The organism is Streptomyces sp. WM4235 (genome assembly GCF_001279725.1).
Taxonomy (GTDB): Bacteria; Actinomycetota; Actinomycetes; order Streptomycetales; family Streptomycetaceae; genus Streptomyces.
In genome coordinates, this window is sequence record NZ_LGDE01000466.1 from 1 (window position 1) to 20,825 (window position 20,825).

20 protein-coding genes are annotated in these 20,825 nt (G+C 71.6%); 5 read left to right on the plus strand and 15 right to left on the minus strand.

What is annotated here, in order from left to right:
- Positions 1 to 98 precede the first annotated feature (98 nt).
- A complete protein-coding gene (locus ADK55_RS33700; RefSeq protein ID WP_063839687.1) occupies positions 99 to 590 on the minus strand; it encodes a DUF3515 family protein in 492 nt (163 codons plus the stop codon).
- A 53-nt stretch (positions 591 to 643) separates the two neighbouring features.
- Positions 644 to 1,894: an MFS transporter gene (locus ADK55_RS33705; protein ID WP_053684529.1), complete on the minus strand. Its 1,251-nt coding sequence runs from the start codon at positions 1,892 to 1,894 to the stop codon at positions 644 to 646.
- A gap of 149 nt (positions 1,895 to 2,043) precedes the next feature.
- Here ADK55_RS33705 and ADK55_RS33710 point away from each other — a divergent pair, with 149 nt between their 5' ends.
- On the plus strand, positions 2,044 to 3,009 hold the full coding sequence (locus tag ADK55_RS33710; RefSeq protein ID WP_053684495.1) for a LysR family transcriptional regulator: 966 nt from the start codon (positions 2,044 to 2,046) through the stop codon (positions 3,007 to 3,009).
- A gap of 99 nt (positions 3,010 to 3,108) precedes the next feature.
- Here ADK55_RS33710 and ADK55_RS33715 read toward each other — a convergent pair whose 3' ends face one another.
- The 5 genes from ADK55_RS33715 to ADK55_RS33735 all read right to left on the minus strand — a co-directional run bounded on the left by ADK55_RS33715 (position 3,109) and on the right by ADK55_RS33735 (position 8,268).
- Positions 3,109 to 4,314 carry an NAD(P)/FAD-dependent oxidoreductase gene (locus ADK55_RS33715; RefSeq protein WP_053684496.1) on the minus strand — a complete coding sequence of 402 codons (1,206 nt, stop codon included), beginning with the start codon at positions 4,312 to 4,314 and terminating at the stop codon, positions 3,109 to 3,111.
- Between the two features lie 80 nt (positions 4,315 to 4,394).
- Positions 4,395 to 5,339, minus strand: coding sequence for an RNA polymerase sigma-70 factor (locus tag ADK55_RS33720; protein ID WP_078999742.1), 945 nt, complete (start codon positions 5,337 to 5,339; stop codon positions 4,395 to 4,397).
- A gap of 132 nt (positions 5,340 to 5,471) precedes the next feature.
- Positions 5,472 to 5,930: a hypothetical protein gene (locus ADK55_RS37210; RefSeq protein ID WP_053684500.1), complete on the minus strand. Its 459-nt coding sequence runs from the start codon at positions 5,928 to 5,930 to the stop codon at positions 5,472 to 5,474.
- 356 nt (positions 5,931 to 6,286) lie between these two features.
- Positions 6,287 to 7,132, minus strand: a complete 846-nt coding sequence (locus ADK55_RS33730; protein WP_053684502.1) for an SDR family oxidoreductase — start codon at positions 7,130 to 7,132, stop codon at positions 6,287 to 6,289.
- Positions 7,129 to 8,268, minus strand: a complete 1,140-nt coding sequence (locus ADK55_RS33735) for a helix-turn-helix transcriptional regulator (protein ID WP_063839688.1) — start codon at positions 8,266 to 8,268, stop codon at positions 7,129 to 7,131. The genes ADK55_RS33730 and ADK55_RS33735 overlap by 4 nt, the downstream gene beginning before the upstream one ends.
- A gap of 60 nt (positions 8,269 to 8,328) precedes the next feature.
- Here ADK55_RS33735 and ADK55_RS33740 point away from each other — a divergent pair, with 60 nt between their 5' ends.
- Positions 8,329 to 8,943 carry a TIGR03086 family metal-binding protein gene (locus ADK55_RS33740; RefSeq protein ID WP_053684504.1) on the plus strand — a complete coding sequence of 205 codons (615 nt, stop codon included), beginning with the start codon at positions 8,329 to 8,331 and terminating at the stop codon, positions 8,941 to 8,943.
- A gap of 65 nt (positions 8,944 to 9,008) precedes the next feature.
- Here ADK55_RS33740 and ADK55_RS33745 read toward each other — a convergent pair whose 3' ends face one another.
- The 5 genes from ADK55_RS33745 to ADK55_RS33765 form a co-directional block, all read right to left on the minus strand.
- Entirely contained in the window at positions 9,009 to 10,541 is a 1,533-nt protein-coding gene (locus tag ADK55_RS33745; protein ID WP_053684512.1) for an FAD-binding oxidoreductase, read from the minus strand.
- Positions 10,542 to 10,691: 150 nt separating this feature from the next.
- Positions 10,692 to 12,392, minus strand: a complete 1,701-nt coding sequence (locus ADK55_RS33750) for an NAD(P)/FAD-dependent oxidoreductase (protein ID WP_053684514.1) — start codon at positions 12,390 to 12,392, stop codon at positions 10,692 to 10,694.
- Between the two features lie 61 nt (positions 12,393 to 12,453).
- Positions 12,454 to 13,929: an FAD-dependent monooxygenase gene (locus ADK55_RS33755; RefSeq protein ID WP_078999745.1), complete on the minus strand. Its 1,476-nt coding sequence runs from the start codon at positions 13,927 to 13,929 to the stop codon at positions 12,454 to 12,456.
- Positions 13,930 to 14,146: 217 nt separating this feature from the next.
- Positions 14,147 to 14,551 carry a pyridoxamine 5'-phosphate oxidase family protein gene (locus tag ADK55_RS33760; RefSeq protein WP_053684516.1) on the minus strand — a complete coding sequence of 135 codons (405 nt, stop codon included), beginning with the start codon at positions 14,549 to 14,551 and terminating at the stop codon, positions 14,147 to 14,149.
- 15 nt (positions 14,552 to 14,566) lie between these two features.
- Positions 14,567 to 16,051: an MFS transporter gene (locus ADK55_RS33765; protein WP_053684518.1), complete on the minus strand. Its 1,485-nt coding sequence runs from the start codon at positions 16,049 to 16,051 to the stop codon at positions 14,567 to 14,569.
- Between the two features lie 155 nt (positions 16,052 to 16,206).
- On the opposite strand from ADK55_RS33765, the gene ADK55_RS33770 reads away from it, so the two are divergent.
- Positions 16,207 to 16,620 carry a winged helix-turn-helix transcriptional regulator gene (locus ADK55_RS33770; RefSeq protein ID WP_053684520.1) on the plus strand — a complete coding sequence of 138 codons (414 nt, stop codon included), beginning with the start codon at positions 16,207 to 16,209 and terminating at the stop codon, positions 16,618 to 16,620.
- Between the two features lie 26 nt (positions 16,621 to 16,646).
- On the opposite strand, the gene ADK55_RS33775 is transcribed toward ADK55_RS33770, so the two are convergent.
- The 3 genes from ADK55_RS33775 to ADK55_RS33785 are packed head-to-tail and all read right to left on the minus strand — an operon-like array spanning position 16,647 to position 19,034.
- A complete protein-coding gene (locus ADK55_RS33775) occupies positions 16,647 to 17,186 on the minus strand; it encodes a flavin reductase family protein (RefSeq protein WP_053684523.1) in 540 nt (179 codons plus the stop codon).
- 34 nt (positions 17,187 to 17,220) lie between these two features.
- Complete coding sequence (locus ADK55_RS33780; protein ID WP_078999746.1) at positions 17,221 to 18,573, minus strand: cation:proton antiporter; 1,353 nt, start codon at positions 18,571 to 18,573, stop codon at positions 17,221 to 17,223.
- Complete coding sequence (locus tag ADK55_RS33785) at positions 18,570 to 19,034, minus strand: nuclear transport factor 2 family protein (RefSeq protein WP_053684524.1); 465 nt, start codon at positions 19,032 to 19,034, stop codon at positions 18,570 to 18,572. The genes ADK55_RS33780 and ADK55_RS33785 overlap by 4 nt, the downstream gene beginning before the upstream one ends.
- A gap of 226 nt (positions 19,035 to 19,260) precedes the next feature.
- Here ADK55_RS33785 and ADK55_RS33790 point away from each other — a divergent pair, with 226 nt between their 5' ends.
- Entirely contained in the window at positions 19,261 to 19,953 is a 693-nt protein-coding gene (locus ADK55_RS33790) for an antibiotic biosynthesis monooxygenase family protein (RefSeq protein ID WP_053684527.1), read from the plus strand.
- Between the two features lie 352 nt (positions 19,954 to 20,305).
- On the plus strand, positions 20,306 to 20,825 hold a 520-nt coding region (locus ADK55_RS33795), incomplete at its 3' end, for an aromatase/cyclase (RefSeq protein ID WP_199826701.1).

The window sequence follows — 20,825 nt, forward strand, 5'->3', positions numbered from 1 at the left end:
CCACGGTCCCCCACTCACGCCCCCGCTCAAGCCCTGGCGCTGACGCTACATGGGCCCGGACCGCTCCGAGAGGCACCGCAGGGATATGGATCAGGTACTCAGGTATCGCTCAGCGCGAGGCACTTGGTCTTCTGCGCGAGGCTGCCCAAGGCATCGTTGATCGTGACCAGGGCGTCCCCCGCGGGCTGGGAACCGCGCGCGAACGCGACCTCGACCGCGGGTTCGCGCCCGTACGTGGTGAACACCCATGCACCGTCCCGCTTGACCCTGGCGTCGTCGAGGACCCAGTCGAAACCGTTGACGTTCACACAGGTGTCGATGGTCGGGGCGAGGGGTTCCACGCCGCAGCGCAGCACGACGGCCCTGGCACCCCACCCGGCGGTTCCCTCGCCGTCGACCGCGTCGCGTCCGCGTCCCATGAGGTTCTCGGGAAGGCGCGCGACCACGTCCGAGCACGGTGCGGTCCGGGCGAAGGGCCCCGCCGGCACGCTGTAGTCGGGGCGGGACCACACGGCGACGGCGACGCAGAGGGACGCGGCGGCCACGGCGCAGACGAGCACGCTCCGTCTTCGCGAAAGGGTGATTCCCATACGCGCCACGGTAGTTCCCCCTCGCCCCCCGCCCCTTACCGCCCCCGCCCGCGTCACGCGTGGTCGCGGACCGGTTCCCGCCCGGGCCGCGGCGTGCGGTCGTGCCGGGGAAGCAGCAGCGGGGTCGCCAACATGAGGAGACCGGCGATCACGATGGCCGTGCGCGGGCCGGTGACGGCCGCCAACAGGCCCCACAGGGCGGTCAGGAGGGCGACGGTGGCCTTGCCGGTGACCGACCACGCGGCCAGGGTACGGACGACCCGGTCCGCCGGGGTCCGTTCGAGCCGGTAGGTGGCGAACACCGGGTTGAACACCCCCATGCAGGTGATCAGCCCGAACTCGACGCACATGAGGAACACGAGTCCGGCGGCGCCGGGGCCGACGAAGGCCGTCCCGAGCGACCAGCAGGCCCGCAGTGTCCCGGCGGTGCGCATGACCCGGTGCCGGCCGAACCGGGCGACGAGCCGGGGGGCCAGCCGTGAGCCGATCAGTCCGCCGACGCAGGGCACGGCGAAGGCGAGGGCGTACTGCCAGGGCGCGAACCCGAGCCGGCCCAGCATGAGCACGGCGAGCAGCGGCGAGGTCGCCATGATCAGGCCGCTGACGAGGACCGTGTTGAGGAACAGCGGGCGCAGTGCGGAGTCGGTCAGGATGTACCGCCACCCTTCGAACAGGTCGCCGACGCGCGACCGGGGCGGCGCCTGGCCGGCGGGCGCGGGGCGCGGCTCCGGGCCGCCCATCGCGCGGATCCCCGCCGCCGAGAGCAGGTAGCTGATCGCGTTGGCGACCACGGTCACCACCGGGCCGAACGCGACGATCGCGGCCCCGCCGAGCGGGGGTCCGAGCATGGTGGCGGTCCAGGTCGTGGACTCGAAGCGGCCGTTCGCGACGAGCAGGTCATCCGGCCGCACGAGCGCCTTCAGCCACGCGCCGGCGGCCGCCGTGAAGGCGATGTCGGCCGCGCCCACGACGATCGCCACGACCAGGAGTTGGGGAAAGCCGAGCCGACCGAGCGCGAACGCCGCGGGCACGCTCAGCAACGCCGTGAAGCGGACCAGATCCATCGCGACCATCACGGGCCGTTTGCGGCGGAACTCCAGCCACGGGCCGAGCGGCAGCGCCAGCACCGCGCCGACCGCCAGTCCGGCGGCCGCCAGCAACGAGACCTCGGTCGGTCCGGCGTGCAGGACGAGGATCGCGATCAGGGGGAACGCGTCGAACGCGAGCCACGTGCCGAGGGTGCTGATCGCGTACGCCGCCCAGAGCCACCCGAACGGCCGGCCCAGCGACCGTCCAGCCACCATGATCGACACACCTCTCGCCCGCTCGTGGAACACCACTCGTGTTGACGGGAGGAATCAAAGCGAGTGGCATCCCCGCAGGTCAAACAACCCGTCGACATGCGGTCACAACCGTGCGTTGTGTGACCCGCCAGGGCCTAGGGTGGGTCGGCGTGAATCTCGATGCCGTACGCACCTTCGTGGCCATTGCTGACGCGGGCCGCTTCCAGCGGGCCGCCGACGACCTGTCGATCACCCAGCAGGCCGTGTCCAAGCGCGTCACCGCCCTGGAGAGGGATCTCGGGGTGCGGCTCTTCATCCGCACCCCGCAGGGGGTCCGGCTCACCGTCGACGGGCAGGCCTTCCTGCCGCACGCACGCGCTCTCCTGCTCGCCGCCGAGCGGGCGGCGGATTCCGTGCGTCCGGGCCGCCGCGCCCTGCGCGTCGACGTGATCAACCGGCGGATCGCTCCCGCGCGACTGCTGCGCGCCTTCCACAGCGCGCATCCGGAGGGCGAACTCGACGTCGTGACCAACATCCTCGACGCCGACTCGGCAATCGCCGCCGTTCTGTCGGGCACCATCGACGCCACCTTCCGCGCCCTCACCATGCCGGCCCGGGAGCTCCCCGAGGGCATCGTGAGCGCCCGCGTCCTTGACGACCGCCTGCAACTCCTCACCGGACCGGCCCACCCACTCGCGGGCGTCGGCGCGGTCACACCCGGCGAACTCGCCCGGCACAAGATCTGGATGCCGGGTGTCGTCCCCGGCACCGAATGGGCCGCCTACTACGAGGAACTGTCGGCCGAGTTCGGGCTGACCATCGACACGATCGGCCCCAACTTCGGCTCCGACGCCCTCCTGGAGGCGATTGCCGGCTCCTCGACCCTGGCGACCTTCGTCGGTGAGGAGGACCCGCTCGTGGGGCCCGCCCACCACGGCCTGCGGCGCATCGAGGTGCGCGACCCGACACCGGTCTACCCCCACTCGCTGGTCTGGCTCGGCGACAACCCGCATCCCGCGCTCGCCATGCTCCGCGACCACCTCCGCTCCACCCGGCCCGACCGCTCCCCCGCCGAGACCTGGACGCCGAAGTGGGCTCGGGACCGGCGCCCCGGTCGCGGCGGCTCCCCGGCCTGAGGCACGGGCCGGGGCGGATGGGGTGTTCCGGGGCGGACCGCAGCGCGACGGGACGCGAGGGGGCGGTCCGGGCGGGGCCGTTCGGACGCGGCCGCCGCGTCACGTGGTGACGAGTCGGGTCTCCGCCTCACGGGTCGCCGCGAGGCGACGGCGGCGACTGGGCACCAGCATGGTCGGGTGCGAGACGCTCCAGGCGGCGGCCGAGCAGATCAGCTCCTTGATGCGAGCGCCGCCGCGGCCGGCGATGACGGTGGACGTGACCTCGTCCTCGTGGGTCACGCGCTGGAGGATCCCGTCGCGGCGTCCGAGGCTGACGCACTGGGTGGCGTAGCCGATCGTGGTCTCCCGGACCTCGCGCCCGGTCAGGCGCGCGGCGAGGGCGTCGGCGGCCTGCCACGCCATCGGGGTCGCCGTGGCGCAGGCCATCCGCAGCGGCTTGCCGCCCGCCCCTTCGGCGCGTGCTGCGTCGCCGACGGCGTACACGTCGGGGTGCGAGACCGAGCGCATCGTGCCGTCGACGACGATCTGCCCGGTGTCGGAGACGGTCAGGGTGGTGGCGGCGGCGATCGGGTGGACGGCGAAGCCCGCGGTCCACACGGTCACCCGGGCGGGGATCCGTCCGGCCTCGGCGGTGACCACGGCGTCCGTCTCGACGCGGGTGACGTCGGCCCGCGCGTGGACCGCGATGCCGAGCCGGTCGAGGACGAGGTGCAGGTGGCGTCGGGCCTTGTCGCCGAGCCAGTCGCCCACACCACCGCGGGATGCGATGGAGACCTGGAGGTCCGGGCGCGCCTCGGCGATCTCGGTGGCCGCCTCGATACCGGTCAGGCCGCCGCCCACGACCAACACGTCCGCGCCGGGTTCCAGTTCCGCCAGGCGCGCTCGCAGCCGCAGCGCGTCCTGCTTCCCGGCGACGTTGTGGGCGTACTCGGCGACGCCGGGCACTCCGTGGTCGGTGGTGGTGCTCCCCAGCGCGTACACGAGGGTGTCGTACGCGAGGGTGTCGGGGCCGAGGCCGTCGGGGCCCTGCTCGCCGGTGAGGGCGACGGTCTTGCGGTCCGCGTCGACCGAGGCGACCCACGCCGTGCGCAGCCGCACGCCGGTGCCCGCGAAGACCGCGCGCAGCGGGCGGGGTCGCAGGTCCTGGCCGGTGGCGAGCTGGTGCAGTCGTACGCGCTCGACGAACTCGGGGTCGCCGTTGACCAGGGTGATCTCGACGTCGTCGCGGTGCAGGCGCCTGGCGAGGCGACCGGCGGTGACGGCTCCGGCGTACCCGGCTCCCAGGACGACAATGCGGTGCTTCATGGTTCGCTCCTATCCGGTGGGACTCACCTCCTGAACCGGACAGCCAGTCGATCCCTGACAGGTATCGAATGTGACGTGGGTCACCACACCTCGGTGAGGGGGTGATGCGGGCCGGTGGCCGCCCACTGGCGCGTGATGCGGTCCAGCTTGTCGGGGTTGACCTGGATGTGGATGGCCCCGACGCCCTCGGGTGTCGCCCCGAGGCAGATCACGCCGAGGATCTGCTCGCCGGAGGCGATCAGCACGGCGGGAGCGCCGTTGACGACGGCGGCGTGCAGGGCGGCGCTGCCGCCGACCCGGGCCCGCTTGGCGGGGGTCGGTCGGAAGAGGGAGCGCAGGTAGCGCGCGATGCGGAGCGCGCCGATGACGGGGGTCCTGCGGGCCTGGACGTTCGCGCCGCCGTCGGCGACGCTGACCGCGTCGTCGGTGAGCAGCCGGATCAGCGGGTCGGTGTCGCCGCTGAGGGCCGCGGCGAGGAACTCCTCGACGACCTTCCGCGCGGCGGCCGCGTCGACCTCGGTGCGGGCCCGGTGCGTGGCGAGGTGCTGTTTGGCACGCCGGTGGATCTGCTGGCAGTTGGACTCGGTGAGGTCGAGGATCTCCGCGATCTCCCGGTGCGCGTACCCGAACGCCTCGCGCAGCACGTACACCGCGCGCTCGTTGGGCGTGAGCCGTTCCATCAGGGTGAGCACGGCGACGGAGACCGACTCGCGCTGCTCGGCGGTGTCGGCCGGGCCGAGCATCCGGTCACCGGCCAGGACAGGTTCCGGGAGCCACTGTCCGACGTAGGTCTCCCGTCTGGCCCGCGCGGAGGTGAGCTGGTTGAGGCAGAGGTTGGTGAGCACCTTCGTCAGCCACGCCTCGGGCGTCTCGATCCGTTCCCGGTCGGCCGCGTGCCACCGCAGGAACACGTCCTGTACCGCGTCCTCGGCGTCTCCGGCCGACCCGAGCAGTCGGTACGCGATGGCCTCCAGGCGGCCCCTGGAGTTCTCGAACAGATCGACCTCGTGCGTACGGAGCGGCATCGGGCCATGATCGGCCATGTCGGCCGGCCTCGTCCACCCGCCCGCGACCGACCCGATACCCGAGCCGGGGGACGTGAAGGTGCCCCGCTCCGGACCCTGTCGGGCCGGGGCGGGGCACCCTCGTGTGCGACGTCAGGGGGCGGCGGCCGTTCCCGACGGTGCGGGGTGCGTGTCGGTCGGGTGCCAGCGGGGGCCGCGCTGTTCCGCAAGCCGGAAGGCGGCCAGTGCCTTGAGGTGCTTGGCGATCGTCGGCGGGGTGAACCCGACGGCGGCGGACAGCTCTTCCAGGGTGGCCCCGGCCGGGGCGGTGGCCCTCAGTCCGTCCCAGGTACGCGCCGCGGGCAGGCCGAGGCCGCCGTTGCGGGCGGAGGTGTGGAACAGGTCGTGGTGCGGCTCCGGCCCACTCGGATCCGCCGCGGCGGCCACGGGGTCGGCCCCGGAGGACGACCCGGGGTGGGTCTCGGAGGACGACACGGGGTCGCTCTCCGGGGACCACACGGGATCGGGCTCCGGGGCGGGTACGGACACGGCGGCCGGCACGCGCACCGGACGGCCCCGGGCCGGTCCGACCGGCCGGGGCGTCATGTTCACGGTGCGGTGCCTTCGGCCCTTTTGACGTTTGCTCACAGGCTTCGCGTCCCTTCACCAGTACGGATCACGTGAGGGGAACGAGTGAGCGGGAGACCGGTGACTCGCGAACCCGTTTTCGTTCGCCTGAAAGGGTGCCCGCCGCGTCACACGGGGCCCTGTAGGTCGGAACGCGGGCCCCGGACAACGGGCGGCACGGGCCCCGGACGCCGGAAGCGCGGGCCCCGGACAACGGGCGGCACGGGCCCCGGACGCCGGGAGCGCGGGCCCCGGACAACGGGAACGCGGGCCTCCCCGCCGACCCGTGCGGGGGACGGGCGGGCGGCGGGGAGACCCGCGGGTTCGGTCGGCCGGCAGGCCTACTTGAAGGCCGGCAGGCTGCGCTCGACCCAGGCGGCGAAGGGGGAGGCCGGGCGGCCGAGGACCTTCTCCACGTCGGGGCTGACGCGCTGCTCGGCCGGGAGGGGCTGTCCCAGGATGTCGAGGGTGCCCTGGACGACGCCCTCCGGCATGAACTGCGACATGTGGGCGTAGGCGGCCTCGCGGCTGAGCTCGATGAAGGTGATCTCCTCACCGAGGACTTCGCCGAGCGCGGCTGCCTGCTCGCGCGGGGTGACCGCGGCCGGGCCGGTCAGCTCGTAGGTCTGGCCGGCGTGGCCGTCCTCGCGCAGGGCGACGGCGGCGACGGCCGCGATGTCCGCCGGGTCGACGACCGGGAGCGCGACGTCGGCGAACGGCGCGAGGACGGTGCGGTCCGCGCGGACCGACTCGACCCAGGCGTAGGCGTTGGAGGCGAAACCGCCGGCGCGCAGGACGGTCCACTCCAGGCCGGAACCGCGAACGGCGTCCTCGAACTCGCGCAGCCGGTTGTGGGACTGCGCGTCCGGACGGGTGGCGGTGATCTGCGAGGAGAGCAGGACGACCTTGCGGACGCCGGATTCCCTGGCCACGGTCAGCAGGGTCTCGGCGCTCTCGCCGCCGCCGAGCAGTTCGCCGGCGAGCAGGATGAACAGGGCGTCGGCGTCCTTGAGGGTCTCGCGCAGGCTCTCCGCCCGACCGAGGTCGGCCTGTACGTGGCGTACGTCCTGGGCGAGTTCGGCGGGCAGGGGGTTGCGGGAGACGGCGGTGACATCGGCGCCGGCCGCGGTGAGGGTGGCGATCAGCGGGCGGCCGACGTTTCCGGTGGCTCCGGTGACAACGATCATGAGAATGCTCCTTCATCAAGGGTCATGGTGGGAGAAAGCCGCTGTCGGGGGCGGCGCCGCGGTGGCCGGACGGTGTCCTTCGCCGTGATACCGGGGACGCTAGCATCCTCGACATAGTAAGTACCTAGGGGAAAGTGACTATCCCTCCGGGAGGTGCTGTCCCCGGGCGGGACGGCCGGCCCCGGTGCGGACTGCCCGTGTACGGAGGCGAGTTCGCGGCCGAGGCGCGCCAGGTGGGCACGCGCCTCGGGTGGGCCGAGTACTTCGACGCGGGCGCCGAAGCCGGCGAGCCGGGCCGTGAGCACGTCGAGTGACGGCCCGTCGGCCTCGATGTCGTGGCGACCGTCGGCGCGCGGCCGCGGCCCGCGCAGCCGGTCGCCGAACAGGTCGCGCAGGGCGGGCAGCACGTCGGTGTGCACCGCCGCGCGCACCGTGGTGGTGCGCAGGCCCCGTTCGACGCCTTCGGTCAGCGCCTGCCATGCCGTGGCCAGGTCGAAGTCCTCGGGGCGGCGCGCGGGTTCGCCGGTGGCCGTGACGGAGGTGACCCCGGTGTGCCGGAAGGACCGCAGGCCGTCCTCGGTGGCGGCGACCAGGTGCCATTGGCCGGCCTTGCAGACCAGGCCGAGCGGATCGACGGTCCACCGGCCGGGCGGGGTGTCGGGGTCCGCGTACCCGAGGGTGATCCGCACCCGGTCCAGGACCGCCTGTTCGAGGGCGTCGTGGTGCGGCCCGCCGGCGGTGCGGACGGCGGCCCGGGACCAGTCGAGGCCGTCCACGACGAGTGCCTTGGAGGCGGCCTCGGCGTGCGGGCGCATGGGGGCGGGCAGCGCCTGGACCAGTTTGCGCAGGGCGGCGCGGAGTTCGGGTGAGGCCGAGAGCGGACCGGCGGCGAGGAACAGTGCCCCGATCTCGCGCTGGGTGAAGCCGGTGAGGTCGGTGCGGGATCCGCCCACCAGGCTCCAGCCGCCGCCGCGTCCGCGCTGTGAGTAGACGGGCACGCCCGCCAGGGTCAGCGCCTCCAGGTCGCGGCGGGCGGTGCGTTCGGAGACTTCGAGTTCGCCCGCGACCTCCTTGACCGTGACGCGTCCGCGCGCCTGGAGGAAGAGCAGCGTGGCGACCAGACGATCAGCCTTCATTTTGCCCACGTTCTTTTTAATAGGCCATGAGATGACCTGTTTGGTGGGGAAGATGGAGTCATGACAGAGACTGTGAATGTTTCCGGCGCCCCTGCCGCCCGTCCGTCCACCGACCCCCGCGGCGGCCTCTTCAAGGTCGTCGCACTGGCCCACGAGGTCCTCGCCGGCATCCGCCCGGACCAGTACGACGAGGTCACGCCCTGTCCGGACTACTCGGTCCGGGACATGGCCAACCACCTGGTGTCGGTGCTGCGCCGGGTCGCCGTGCTCGGTGCGGGCGGTTCCTTCATGAGCGTTCCGCACTTCGCGGAGGACATCGCCGACGGTGACTGGGCCGAGGCCTGGGCGGTCTCCGTCAAGGAGTTCGACGCGGTCTGGTCCGACCCGGCCGTGCTGGGTCGTCAGATCGCTCTGCCCTGGGGCCCGGTACCCGGTGTGGTCGCCTCGGTGATCTACACCAACGAGTTCGTCCTGCACGTGTGGGACCTCGCCAAGGCCACCGGCCAGAACCCGGCGTGGGACCCGGAGGTGCTCGCCGCTCCGCTGGCGAACATGCACCGCGCCGTGCCGGCCGAGCCGCGTGGCGGCCAGGTTCCGTTCGGTCCGGTGGTGGAGGTGCACGAGTATGCTCCCGCGATCGACAGGCTCGTCGGCTGGTACGGCCGCCGTCCCTGACGGCCGCCCGGGTACCGGGGTCGCCGTCCTGGGACGGCGACCCCGTCCCGTGTCCCGGGTCCGGATCAGCCGGCGGACCCGATGCCCTGCGCGAAGGAGAAGAACCGCGCGGGGTCGTACTTGGTCTTGATCCGGGCCAGCCGGGCGTGGTTCTCGCCGTAGTAGGACCGCTTCCAGTCCGTGAGGGCCGGGTCCATCCAGTTCTGGTACGTCTCCCCGTTGGACAGCGGGTCGATCGTCCGGAAGCCGTTGTCGATCCAGTGGGTGGCGACCGCCCGCGCGTCGGCGGTGTTCTGCTGCGGATCGTTGATCAGGGCCCGGTAGTTGACCGAGAACAGCGAGTCCCGGTGGACGTACGCCGTGTCCGTGCGCCCCGGGTCGTTGGCCGCGCCCCCGAAGAAGTGCAGGTCGAGGTAGCGGGCCTGGCCGGCCCTGCGCTCGGCGTCGAAGGCCGTCATCACGTCCGTCCAACCGGTGTGTCCCAGCGGGCGGCCGGCCAGGCGGGTGCGCTCCAGGCCGAACTCGGGTCGGGTCAGCACGCCGGACGGGGACTTGCCCGCGCGTTGGCACTGGTCCTGGCTGAGCGTCCCACAGCCGAAGATCATCATCATGAGCTGCTGGTACGTCATGACGGCGTCCTGGCGGGCCAACGGGGCGCCCGTCAGGGCGATCAGTCGGGCCGCCTCGGCGTCCCGTTCGGCCGGGGTGCCCCGGGAGGCCAGCATGATGTTGACGTTGGGGACGGAGCCGGGTGCCGCGTCCGGCTGGACGACGTACCCGCCGCCGCCGATGGTGCGGGGCGCGTCCACGAGCCAGTTCGTGGCGGCGTCCAGGACGTCCGCGGCGCGGTCGTACGGGAAGATCAGGTTGGTGATGGCCATCTGGTCGCCGACGTGCGGGGTGACCGTGAAGCGGGTGACCACGCCGAAGTTTCCGCCGCCACCACCGCGGATCGCCCAGAACAGGTCGCTGTTGCGGGTCGGCGAGGCGGTGACCACCCGGCCGTCGGCCAGGACCACCTCGGCCGAGGTGACGGCGTCGCAGGCCATGCCCGTCGGGCGGGTCAGGAACCCGTAGCCGCCGCCCTGGAGGAAACCGCCGGCCGCGACGGTCGGACAGCCGCCCTCGCTGACGACGAGGCCGTGCGGGGCCAGGGCATTGAGGATGTCGACGTTCTTGGCGCCGGGGCCGATGTTCACCGAGCCGTTGCCGGCGGCTATCGCGACCGCGTTCAGCCCGGACACGTCGATGATCAGGCCGGGGGTGGTCGAGTAGCCGCCGAAGCTGTGGCCGCCGCTGCGGACGGCGGCGGGCAGGCAGTTGTCCTGGGCGAAGCGCAGCGCGACGGAGACGTCGGCGGAGCTGACGCAGTAGGCGACGGCCTTGGGGTTGGCGGCGTCGAACTGGGCGAGTTCGAGCTGCTTGGCCACGCCGTACGCGGCGTCGGTGGGCAGGACGAGCCGGCCCTGGAGGTTGCGCGCGAGCTGGTTCCAGGGGGCGCGGCCGGCCTCGGCCGCGGCGGTGAGGTTCGCGGCGGGCAGGACGGTCAGGCCGACCGCGGCCGTGCCGGCGCCGATGAGTGCTCTACGAGTGATCACGGGTTGTCCCATGGGTCGAGGCGACGGGGGTGTGACGAGGCGGTGTGACGATGCGATGAGGGGGCCGGAGCGGCGGCCGGCCACCGGCCCGGCCGCCCGGAGGGAACGGCGGGGCCGGTGGAGCCGGTGGAGCCGGGAGGGGGCCGGGGCTCAGGAGACCTTGCGGCCGCGCACGCCCTGCCGGACGACGCCCTTGAGCATGGAGCGTCCGAGGTCGCGCATCTCCTTGGGGCCGGAGGTGCTCGCCCACCACATGAACTTCATCATCGTGGGGGTGGTCGCCCGGAAGAACCGGTGGTCCTCGGGGTCCTTCCAGCCGAACGGCGTGTTGACCGACTCGCAGTCGCGGATCGCCTGGAAGACGATGTCGGCCGCCTTGTCCCCGTCGATCTCGCCGGCCTCGAACCGTTCGCAGGTTTCGGCGGTGATGTCGAAGAGCTGCTTGAAGGCGTGGCTGTCCGGCCACCACAGGCCCGTGTAGGGGGCCTTCTCCATCTCCCTGAAGTGGCGGTCGTCGCCGTCCAGGGTGAAGTTCTGGCGCGCCATGATCTGGCGCATCGTGGCCGGGGTGGTGAAGCAGGCCCACACCCGGAAGACGGCGTTCCAGAGGCGGAAGTGGCTGAATGCGATGTAGGAGGCGTTGACGATCTTGTCGTTGTACTCCAGCAGGCCCTGTTCCAGGCGCTCCACGTACTCGAAGCGCTCGACCGAGAAGTCGTCCTCGCGCAGCGCGTCCAGCACCCGGTAGGCGAGGGCGTCGACGACCTCGAAGGTGTTGGACAGCCCGCGCGAGTACAGCGGGTCGATGAAGCCCGCGGCGTGCGACATCAGGCACCAGCGGTGGCCGATGGTCTGCTTGGAGGAGTACTGGATCCGGTCGGTGGAGACCCACTCGCGGACCCGCTTGGCCCCGTCGAACTGGCGCTTCACCGCCGGGTACATGTCGAGGTAGTGGTTGAACTCCTCGTCGGGGGTCATGTCCTTCGGCTTGGGGTACAGCCGCTCGTCGAAGGTCAGGCCGACGCTGCAGACCGGGTTCTTGGAGTCCTTGTAGTTGTCGAACGGGATGATCCAGAACCAGCCGCGCTCGATCAGGTGGTGGAGCGTGCCGCCGTGGAAGGGCGATTCGGCGGGCGGGCGCAGCGCCTCCGGGTAGTTGCACACGTCGTCGTACGGCTTGATGCCGACGTAGTGCGTGAAGAGCGACCGCGAGTGGTGCTTGTGGCGGGGCGGGTTGTCGCGCAGGGCGAACTTCTCGGCGAGCGGGGAGCGGAAACCGCTCGCGTCGATGAGGAACTTCGCGCGGAACACCTCACCGGTGTGGCCCGTGACGGTGACGCCGTCCTCGTCGAAGTCGAGGTCGGTGGCGCGCCAGTTCTGCCGGATCGTGCAGCCGTACTTGGCCGCGACGTTCAGGTAGTACGAGTCGGTGTCCTGCCGGTAGAGGTGGACGGCCTCCGTCAGCATCTTGGGGATCACGAACATCGTGGCCTCGGCCGGGTTCGGCTCGCGGTTCTTGTCGTGCGAGACGAAGCCGAAGCTCTGCTTGCGGCCGTGGTGCGGGCCCATGTGCTCGGTGATCGCCTTGATGTCGAGCATGTGCTTGATCTCGGGGACGTCGTAGCGCGTGGCGAGGATGTGCAGCCACTCGACGAGCTGCGGGTTCTGCGACTCGCCGACGGCGAAGCGCGGGTGTTGGCCGGCGTCTATGAGGACGACGTTGGCGCCCTGGCGGGCCAGGATCGCGCCGGTGATCGAGCCCGCGAGACCCGATCCGAGGATCAGGACGTCGCACTCGTTCCACTCTTCGGCCTTGGGGGCCTCTTTCGTTGCCTCAGCCTTGGTGGGCAAGACCGTACTCCTCTTTGTCGATTTCACTCGGCGCTTGCGTGGACGCCGGCCGGTCATCGGGTCAGGCGGTGTGGCGCGGCGCGCCGAACCAGTCGGTCAGGGCCTGGGCCAGTCCCTCGGGAGAGCCGTCGGCGGCGACCCAGGCGACGTAGCCGTCGGGGCGCACCAGCAGGCTCGCGGCCGGGGCGTCGACGTCGTTGCGGGTGGCGGTCACCACGTCCACGCGGTCCGTCCAACCGGCGGCGGCGGCGCGCAGTTCGGCGTTGTCGTGCAGGTCGAGCAGGACCGGGCGGCCCTTGTGGAGCAGCTCGTACGTGCTGGTCTTCGCGTCGTCGACCAGGAGCTCCTGGTCGGGCAGGCGGCGGCCGAGCAGCGGGTGGTCGCCGGGGGCGGCGCCGTAGGTGGTGTCGAGGCCGGTGACCAGTCCGACGAGGTGGGTGCGGACCTCCTCGATGCGGACCAGCTCGGCGAACAGCTCGCGCAGCGGGTCGGCCTCGGGGCCGCCGAGGTAGAGGGTGCGCTGCACCAGGGTGTTGGCGACGATGCGGGCGCCGACCGGGTGGCGCTCGGTGTGGTAGGTGTCGAGCAGGCCCTCGGGGGCGGTGCCCTTGACGGCCGCGGCGAGCTTCCAGCCGAGGTTGACCACGTCGCCGACGGCGGCGCTGATGCCCTGCGCGCCGATGGGCAGGTGGATGTGGGCGGCGTCGCCGGCGAGGAAGACGCGGCCCTTGCGGTACTCGGCGGCGTGCCGGCTCGCGTCGGTGAAGTAGCTGGTCCACAGCGGGGTGGCGCCGCTGATGTCCTCGCCGGTCACCCGCTGGAAGGATTCGGCCACCTCCTGGAAGGTGGGGGGCTCCTGGGTGGGGCGGACGCCGGCGCCGCGCTCGAAGACGACGACGCGGGTGGCGTGCGGGCCGAGCGGGAGGACCACGACCATGCCCTGCTCGCCGACCTCGCCGGTGGGGCGGATCCGCAGCGGGACGCCGGTCACGTCGGCCATCTTCATCTCGATGGTGGCGCTGGTGCCGGGGAAGTCGATGCCGGAGAGGCGGCGGACGGTGCTGCGGGCGCCGTCGCAGCCCACCAGGTAGGCGGCGCGCAGGCGTTCGACGCCCTCGGGGCCGGCGATCTCGACCTCGACGGCGTCCTCGCCGTCGGTGAGGCCGACGACCTCGTGGCCGCGGCGGATCTCGGCGCCCAGGCCCACGGCCCAGTCGTGGAGGATCGCCTCGGTGCGGGACTGGGGGACCCCGCGGACGCCGAAGTTCCCGCCTTCGATGATGCGGTAGTCGATGGGAAGGCCGCCGAAGTGGCCTCCCGGAATGGTGTCGAGTTCCCCGAATTCCGCGAGGAGGCCGCGCTGTCCGAATTCCTCGATGGTGCGGGCCGAGAATCCGAGTGCGCGGGATTGGCGCATCGGTTCGGTGAGACGGTCGAGAACGATCACGGAGAGACCAGAAAGGCGCAGTTCTCCTGCGAGCATGAGTCCCGCAGGGCCCGCTCCGGCAACGATGACATCGGCGTTCAAGCTTTCCATCTTCCCTCTCCCGCTGGCGTTTTCTCCAGTATTCCGAGGGGCCGCGGGAAGCTGAACGGTCTCCGATACAGGGCTCTGAAAAGTTCGTCAGATCCCCGGCAGCAGTGTCAGGGGACCGCTCCGGGGAGGTGAGAGGGGGTGCGGGCGGACGCGCGAGGGTGCCGGAAGCACTGCTTCCGGCACCCTCGTCACGCGTACCGCTGTCCGCGGTGTCCTCTCAGCCGCCGAGCACCCGGTCGACCCGGATCTCGACGACGGCCAGGCCCGGCGGTTGCGGCGGCGCCGACCGGTATCGCTTGGTGTAGCGGCGCACCCCCTCCGCGACCCTGGAGGGGTCGGTGGAGACGGTGGCCGTCCCCTCCAGGGTGAGCCACTGCCAGCCGGCCATCTGGCAGACCGACACCCGGCCGCCCGGGTTGGCCAGCAGGTTCCTGGCCTTGCGCCGGGTCGCCGTGGTCATGACCCTGGCGAGGCCCGCGTCACCGTCCCAGGTGAAGCGCACCGGCGCGGTGTGGGGGCTGCCGTCGGGCCGCAGCGTGGTGAAGGTGCACAGGTGGTTCTCGGCGAGGAAGGCCTCGGCCTCCGCGGAGAGCCGCAATGCCGGTGTGCGTGTGGGTGCCATGGAGGGGTTCCGTTCTCAGTGGACCGGCGTGCCGGCCGGCTGGTCCTTGGCCTTGGTCAGGGGCAGCAGCACCAGGGTCACCAGGAAGGCGAGCGCGGCGAATCCGGCGCTGATGAGGAAGGCGTCGTGGAAGACGGTGGTGCGGGCCTCGCGGACCAGGTCCGGGACCCCGTGCGCCTTGGCGGTCAGCTCCGGGATCCGGCGGAAGGCGAAGGTGGCGGCGACGGCGAGGCCGAGGGCTCCGCCGATCTCCTGCGCGGTGTTGATGAGGCCGGCGGCCAGGCCCGCCTCCTGCTCCTCGGAACCGGCGAAGGCGGAGATCTGGAGCGGGACGAAGGAGGCGCCCAGACCCAGGCCGCAGATGATGAACGCGGGGAGCAGGTCGGTGAGGTAGGCGGCGTCGGAGGGGGCGTTCCACAGGAGCAGCATGCCGCCGCTGACCAGCGTCAGACCGACCATCAGGACGGGCTTGGCGGCGACCTTGGTGACGACCTGGGAGGCGATGCCGGCGCCGACCGCGGTGGTCAGCGCGAGGGGCACGTAGGCGAGACCGGTCCTGATGGCGGACCACTCCAGCACCTGCTGCATGAAGAGGCTGGCGAAGAAGAACAGGCTGACGCAGGTGCCCAGCAGCAGGATGGCGATGACGTTGGCGGCGCGCAGCGAGGGGCGGCGGAAGATGCCGAGCGGCATCAGCGGGGCCTTGGCGCGGCGTTCGATGAAGAGGAAGGCGATCAGCAGAACGGCGGCGAGTGCGAAACCGCCGTAGATGCGGGCGACCGGGACGTCGGAGTCGTCGATGGTCTGGCCGAGGGTGAAGATGAGCAGGATCAGACCGGCGGTGAGGACGACGGCGCCCGCGAAGTCGAAGCCGCGGGTGCGCTCGGCGGCGCGGCTCTCGCCGACGACGAGCGGGGCGATCAGGGCGCCGACGATGCCGATGGGCACGTTGAGGAAGAAGATCCAGCGCCAGCCGGGGCCGTCGGTGAGCAGACCGCCGAGGGTGACGCCGGCGACGGCGGCGACGCCGCTGAGGGCGCCCCAGGCGCCGAGCGCCTTGTTGCGCGCCGGGCCCTCCTCGAAGTTGTTGGTCAGCAGGCTGAGGGCGGCGGTGGCGATGAAGGCCGCGCCCAGGCCCTGGGCGCCGCGGGCGCCGATCAGCATGGAGGAGTTCTGGGCCAGGCCCGCGAGCAGCGAGGAGGCGGCGAACAGGAGCAGACCGGTCTGGAGCATCCGGCGGCGGCCGAGGGTGTCGGCGAGGCGGCCGGTCAGCAGCAGGAATCCGCCGAGGACCATGCCGTAGGTGGTGACGACGTACTGAAGTGCCGTCTGGGAGATGCCGAGTTCGTCCTCGATGGTCGGCAGCGCGACGTTCACGATCGACACGTCGAGGAAGGTCATGAAGCCGGCCAGGCAGAGGAACGCCAGGATGAGGCCGGGGTGCCGGGCGGGCCCGGCCTCCGGGGTTGTGGGGGTTCGCAGGGACTCTTGGATCGACATGCCACTCCTCGAAGCGGGATGAGAACGGGGACGGAAAACGGGGACTGCGGGAGGGGCGTCGGCCTGCAACACCGGCGCTCTCTGGTGGCTTTCGGGAAGCTAGCATCCCCAGTAAAGTAGGTACCTAGAGGAAAGTGACTTCCTGGAGGGTTCGCATGAACAGCAACACCGCCCTGTCGGGCGAGGCGGCGGCGCACGCCGCCCGGGTGACGTCGGAACAGGCCTGCCCCATCGCCCCGGTGCTCGACATCGTCTTCAGCCGGTGGACGACGCCGATCCTGTGGACGCTGAACGAGTTCGGGGTCCAGCGTTTCGTGCACCTGCACCGCAACATCGGCACGATCACGCCGAAGGTGCTGACGCAGCGTCTGCGGCAGTTGGAGCGCGACGGACTCGTGGTGCGCACCTACCACCCCGAGGTACCGCCGAGGGTCGAGTACGAGATCAGCGAGCTCGGACGCAGCCTGGCGCCGCTCTTCTCCCACCTCGCGGACTGGTCGGCCGACAACCTGCCCCGAGTGGAGCGCGCGCGGCAGGAGTTCGACGCGGCGGACGGGAGCGCCCGCTGACCGATGCGGGGCGCCCGACCGGGGGTTCAGCGCGCGGGCAGGTCCGCGGGTTCGCGGTCCAGCTCGCGCATGTTCCCCTGGAAGAAGATCAGCGGGTCCTCCTCGGCGCCCGGCGCGTCGAGTTCGACGACCTCGCCGAGCAGGATGGCGTGGTCGCCGCCGTCGTACTCGGCGATGAGTCGGCAGTCCAGGAAGGCCAGGGCCTCGCTGAGGACCGGCAGTCCGGCCTCCGAGCGGTGGTGCGGCACGTCCTCGAAGCGGGCGGACTGCCGCCCGGCGAACGCCCAGGCTATGGACTGCTGCTGCCGGGTGAGGAAGTTGACGACGAAGCCGCCGCTCTCCTGGACCACCGGCAGCAGCCGGGAGTTCTGGTGCAGGCATATGAGCACCAGCGGCGGATCCAGCGAGACCGAGGTGAAGGAGTTCACCGTGGTCCCGGCGGCGTCCTGGCCGCCGCCCGAGGTGATGACCGTGACACCGGTGGCGAAGTGCCCGCACACGTCGCGCAGCGCGCGTCCGTCGACGGGAGCCCGGTTCTCGGTGGTTGCTGACTGAACGGGAATCACGACATGCCTCTCTCTCGGCTTCGGCCTTCGGCTCTCAGGTACGGGGTGCGATGAAGTCCGCGGCCGGCGCGGGAACGGTCGGCGACAGCACGTCGTCCGCGTCCGACGGCCGTGCGTCGGCGAGCGGTTCGGCGGCGGGCGCGGGACGGCGGCGCGACAGCAGGGGGCCCGCCATGGCCGTCGTCACCAACGCCATGATCACCAGCATGGTGAACATGCGTCCGTCGAGGACGCCGAGGCTGACGGCGGCGTTCAGGATGATCAGTTCGGTCAGGCCCCTGGTGTTCATGAGCAGGCCCAGGTCCCCGGACTCCCGCCAGGAGAAGCCCGCCAGCCTCGCCGGGAGGATGGCGCCCACGAGCTTGCCGACGCAGGCCACCAGGATGATCAGGGCGAGCGCGACGTAGTCCGATCCGGTCAGCGCGCCGAGGTCCACCCCGAGACCGGTGACGATGAAGAACACCGGGAGCAGCACGACGCTGACGTGGTCCATCGGCTTGCGCAGGTGCTCCGCCAGGACCCGGGAGGGTTCGCGCGGCATCACGAACCCGAACAGGAACGCCCCGAAGATCGCGTGGATGCCGATCCAACTGGTCAGGAACGCCGAGGCGAGCGCGCCCGCGCACAGGACGGACAGCAGCGCCGGCCAGCGTTCGGCGGCGGCCCAGCGCCACACCAGGCGTGCCACGAGCGGCTTGACGACCAGGAACATCAGGGCGACGAAGCCGACGCTGAGCGCGCCGATCCGGGCCAGGCTCGAATAGTCGCCGTCCGAGGCGACCAGGGCCGACACGTAGGCGAGCAGGCACCAGGCCAGCAGGTCGTCGATGGCGGCGCTGGCCAGGGACAGCGAGCCGACCTTGGTCTCCATCAACCGGTTCTCGGTGAGGATGCGGGCCAGCACCGGGAAGGCGGTGACCGACATGGCCGTACCGAGGAAGGTGGCGAAGGCGATGAAGGAGATCTCCTTGCCCGCCACGACCATGTGCTCGGGGTAGAGGAACGGCGCGAGCGCCACGCCCAGGCCGAAGGCCACGGCGATGGACGACAGCGAGACCCCGGCCGCGAGCTTGGCGTGCGGCTTGATCAGGCGCTTCTCGAACTCCCAGCCGACCACGAACATGAACAGGATCAGGCCGACCTGGGAGACCGCCGACAGCAGTGGGCGCACCTCGGCGGGGAAGAGGCGCTCGGTCAGGTGTCCGGGCAGCAGGCCCAGGATGCTCGGGCCGAGCAGGATGCCCGCGGCGATCTCACCGACCACGGCGGGCTGGCGCAGCCGCTGCGCGAGGCGGCCGAGTGCCGCGCCGGCGAGCAGGACCACACCGATGTCGAGCAGCATCATGGCCAGGGTCGACTCCTTGAGCCCGGCCGCCAAGGTCGTCATCGGGACTCCTCGGTCACGGGCGGATTCCCCTCGGCCACGGGCGGGTTCCCCTCGGTCCACAGGACGCGGAAGGTGAGCGCGGACAGCCTCCAGCCCTCGTCGGTCAGTTCGGCCTCGCCCGTCGCCAGCGTGCCGACGGTGAACAGCGGCCGGCCCGGGGTCCCGGGGTGGTGGACGTGCGCGGACACGAGGTTGGCGCGCAGCACGGCCCGGCCCTCGTCGACGAGGTCCACGACCGCGGGCGATCCCAGGTGCTGGGTGGCGGCGAAGGCCGCCAGGGCGTCCCGGTGGTAGGCGGCGAGGCCTTCGAGGCCCTTGTGACCGCTCATGGGGAACTCGACCCGGGCGTCACGCGTGAACAGGCGCGCCGCCCAGGCGTCGTCCAGTTCGTCGTCGTCGAGACCGATGAGATAGCGGTCCAGCAGAGTACGTGTGTCGGCGGTTGCCTGTCCTGGATGCATGAGGCGAGCATGGCGCCCGACCCTTGGCGAACCGCGAGGTTTTTCAGACCTCTGACAAAGTCGTGAGAAGTCCTTGAAAGGCTTTCCGGAGCTTGACAGAGCGGATCCGAATTCTGACGCAACAAGCCTTTCCTCATGGCCCTTTCATTGAGCAGGATGCACTGGGAACACCGGCCGGCAGTGATGGCCGTTCGTACATCATTTTCCTCGAATGGAAGAGAAGAGAATGCCGAAGATTGCAGCCGACGGTCAGCACCTGACTGTTCTCAACCTGTTCTCGACCGACGCTCCCGAGAAGCAGGTCAAGCTGCTCGCCGCCATGCGGGAGATCGTGGACTCCGCGGCCTACGACGGCTGGATCTCCAGCACCGTCCACGCCGGCGAGGACAAGCCGGGCACCGCCAACTTCATTCAGTGGCGCAGCACCGAGGACCTCGAAGTGCGTTACTCAGGCGAGGAGTTCAAGCACCGTACGCTGCCGCTCTTCGGCGAGATCACCACCTCGATCCGGCTGCTCCAGAACGAGATCGCCTTCGTCCAGGCGAAGCCGGAGCTCGACGGCGTCGAGATCTCCCCGCAGCGCGACGACTACACCGCGATCGAGCTCTTCGGCGTCGCCGAGGAGGAGCAGGAGGACCTCGTCGACGCGCTCGGCGCCTCGCAGGAGTACCTGCTCGACGTGCCCGGCTACCGCAGCCACACCGTGCTGCGCGGCCTGCGCGCCCGCGGCATCGAGGGCAAGTTCGTCGTCTCGTACTCGCAGTGGGACGGCAAGGAGGCGTACCACGCCTTCCGTGCCCAGGCCGAGGCTGACCGCAGCCCCGAGCGCCGCAAGGTCGACGCCCGGGTGAGCGCCCTGCAGACCTGGCAGGACGAGAACACCTACCGCGTCGTGCACACCCGGGCCGCCGGCGAGTGATCCGCGCCCCGGTGGGGGTTCCGGCCGGCTGTGCGGCTGCCGGAGCCCCCGCCGGGACCGCGTACGGACCCGGGCACGCGGGCCCCGAACCAGGCCGCCGCCGTCACAGCGACGCGGTGGCCCACTGACAGAAGTGCCGCTGCCGGGACCCCCGCCCGGCAGCGGCACTTCTGCGCTCCCCCGGGGTACGCCCCGCTCCCCCACCCGTCCCGTCCGCGGACATCACCCACAGATTTGCACCTCGCGGGCGAAGCGGGACGTCGTGTTCCCCCGTCAGTGCATCCACACGGCCACATGCGGCGAACCCGGCTCCCGCAACTCCCCGCGCCCTTCAAGGACGAGGAGTCCGAACATGAAGCAAGCGGGCGTGCGCCAGACGGCGCACGAGATCACCGTGGCGGCCCCGGCGGCCACGGTCCACCGGTTGATCGCCGACGTCGACAACTGGCCCAGCACCTTCCCCGCCACCGTCCACGTCTCCCACGAGGAGGCCCCGGAGGGCGAGCAGCGGTTGCGCGTCTGGGACACCGCGGGCGCCGGCGGGGCGGTGCGCACCTGGCGGCTGCGCCGCATCGTCCAGGACGCCGACCTGCGGGTCAACTTCGAACTGCTGGCCACCGAGGCGCCCGTGGCCTCGATGGGCGGCGCGTGGCTCGTCGAGCCGCTCGACGAGAACTCCTCGCGGGTCCGGCTGTTCCACGAGTTCCGGGCCGAGGGCGAGGACCCCGCCACGCTGGACCGCATCGGCGAGCGGGTGGCCCGGGAGGCCGAGGCCGAGTTGGCGGCGTTGAAGCGGAACGTGGAGTTCGCCCACGGCGCCGAGGACGTCACCTTCTCCTTCGAGGACACCGTCACCATCGACGGCTCCGCCA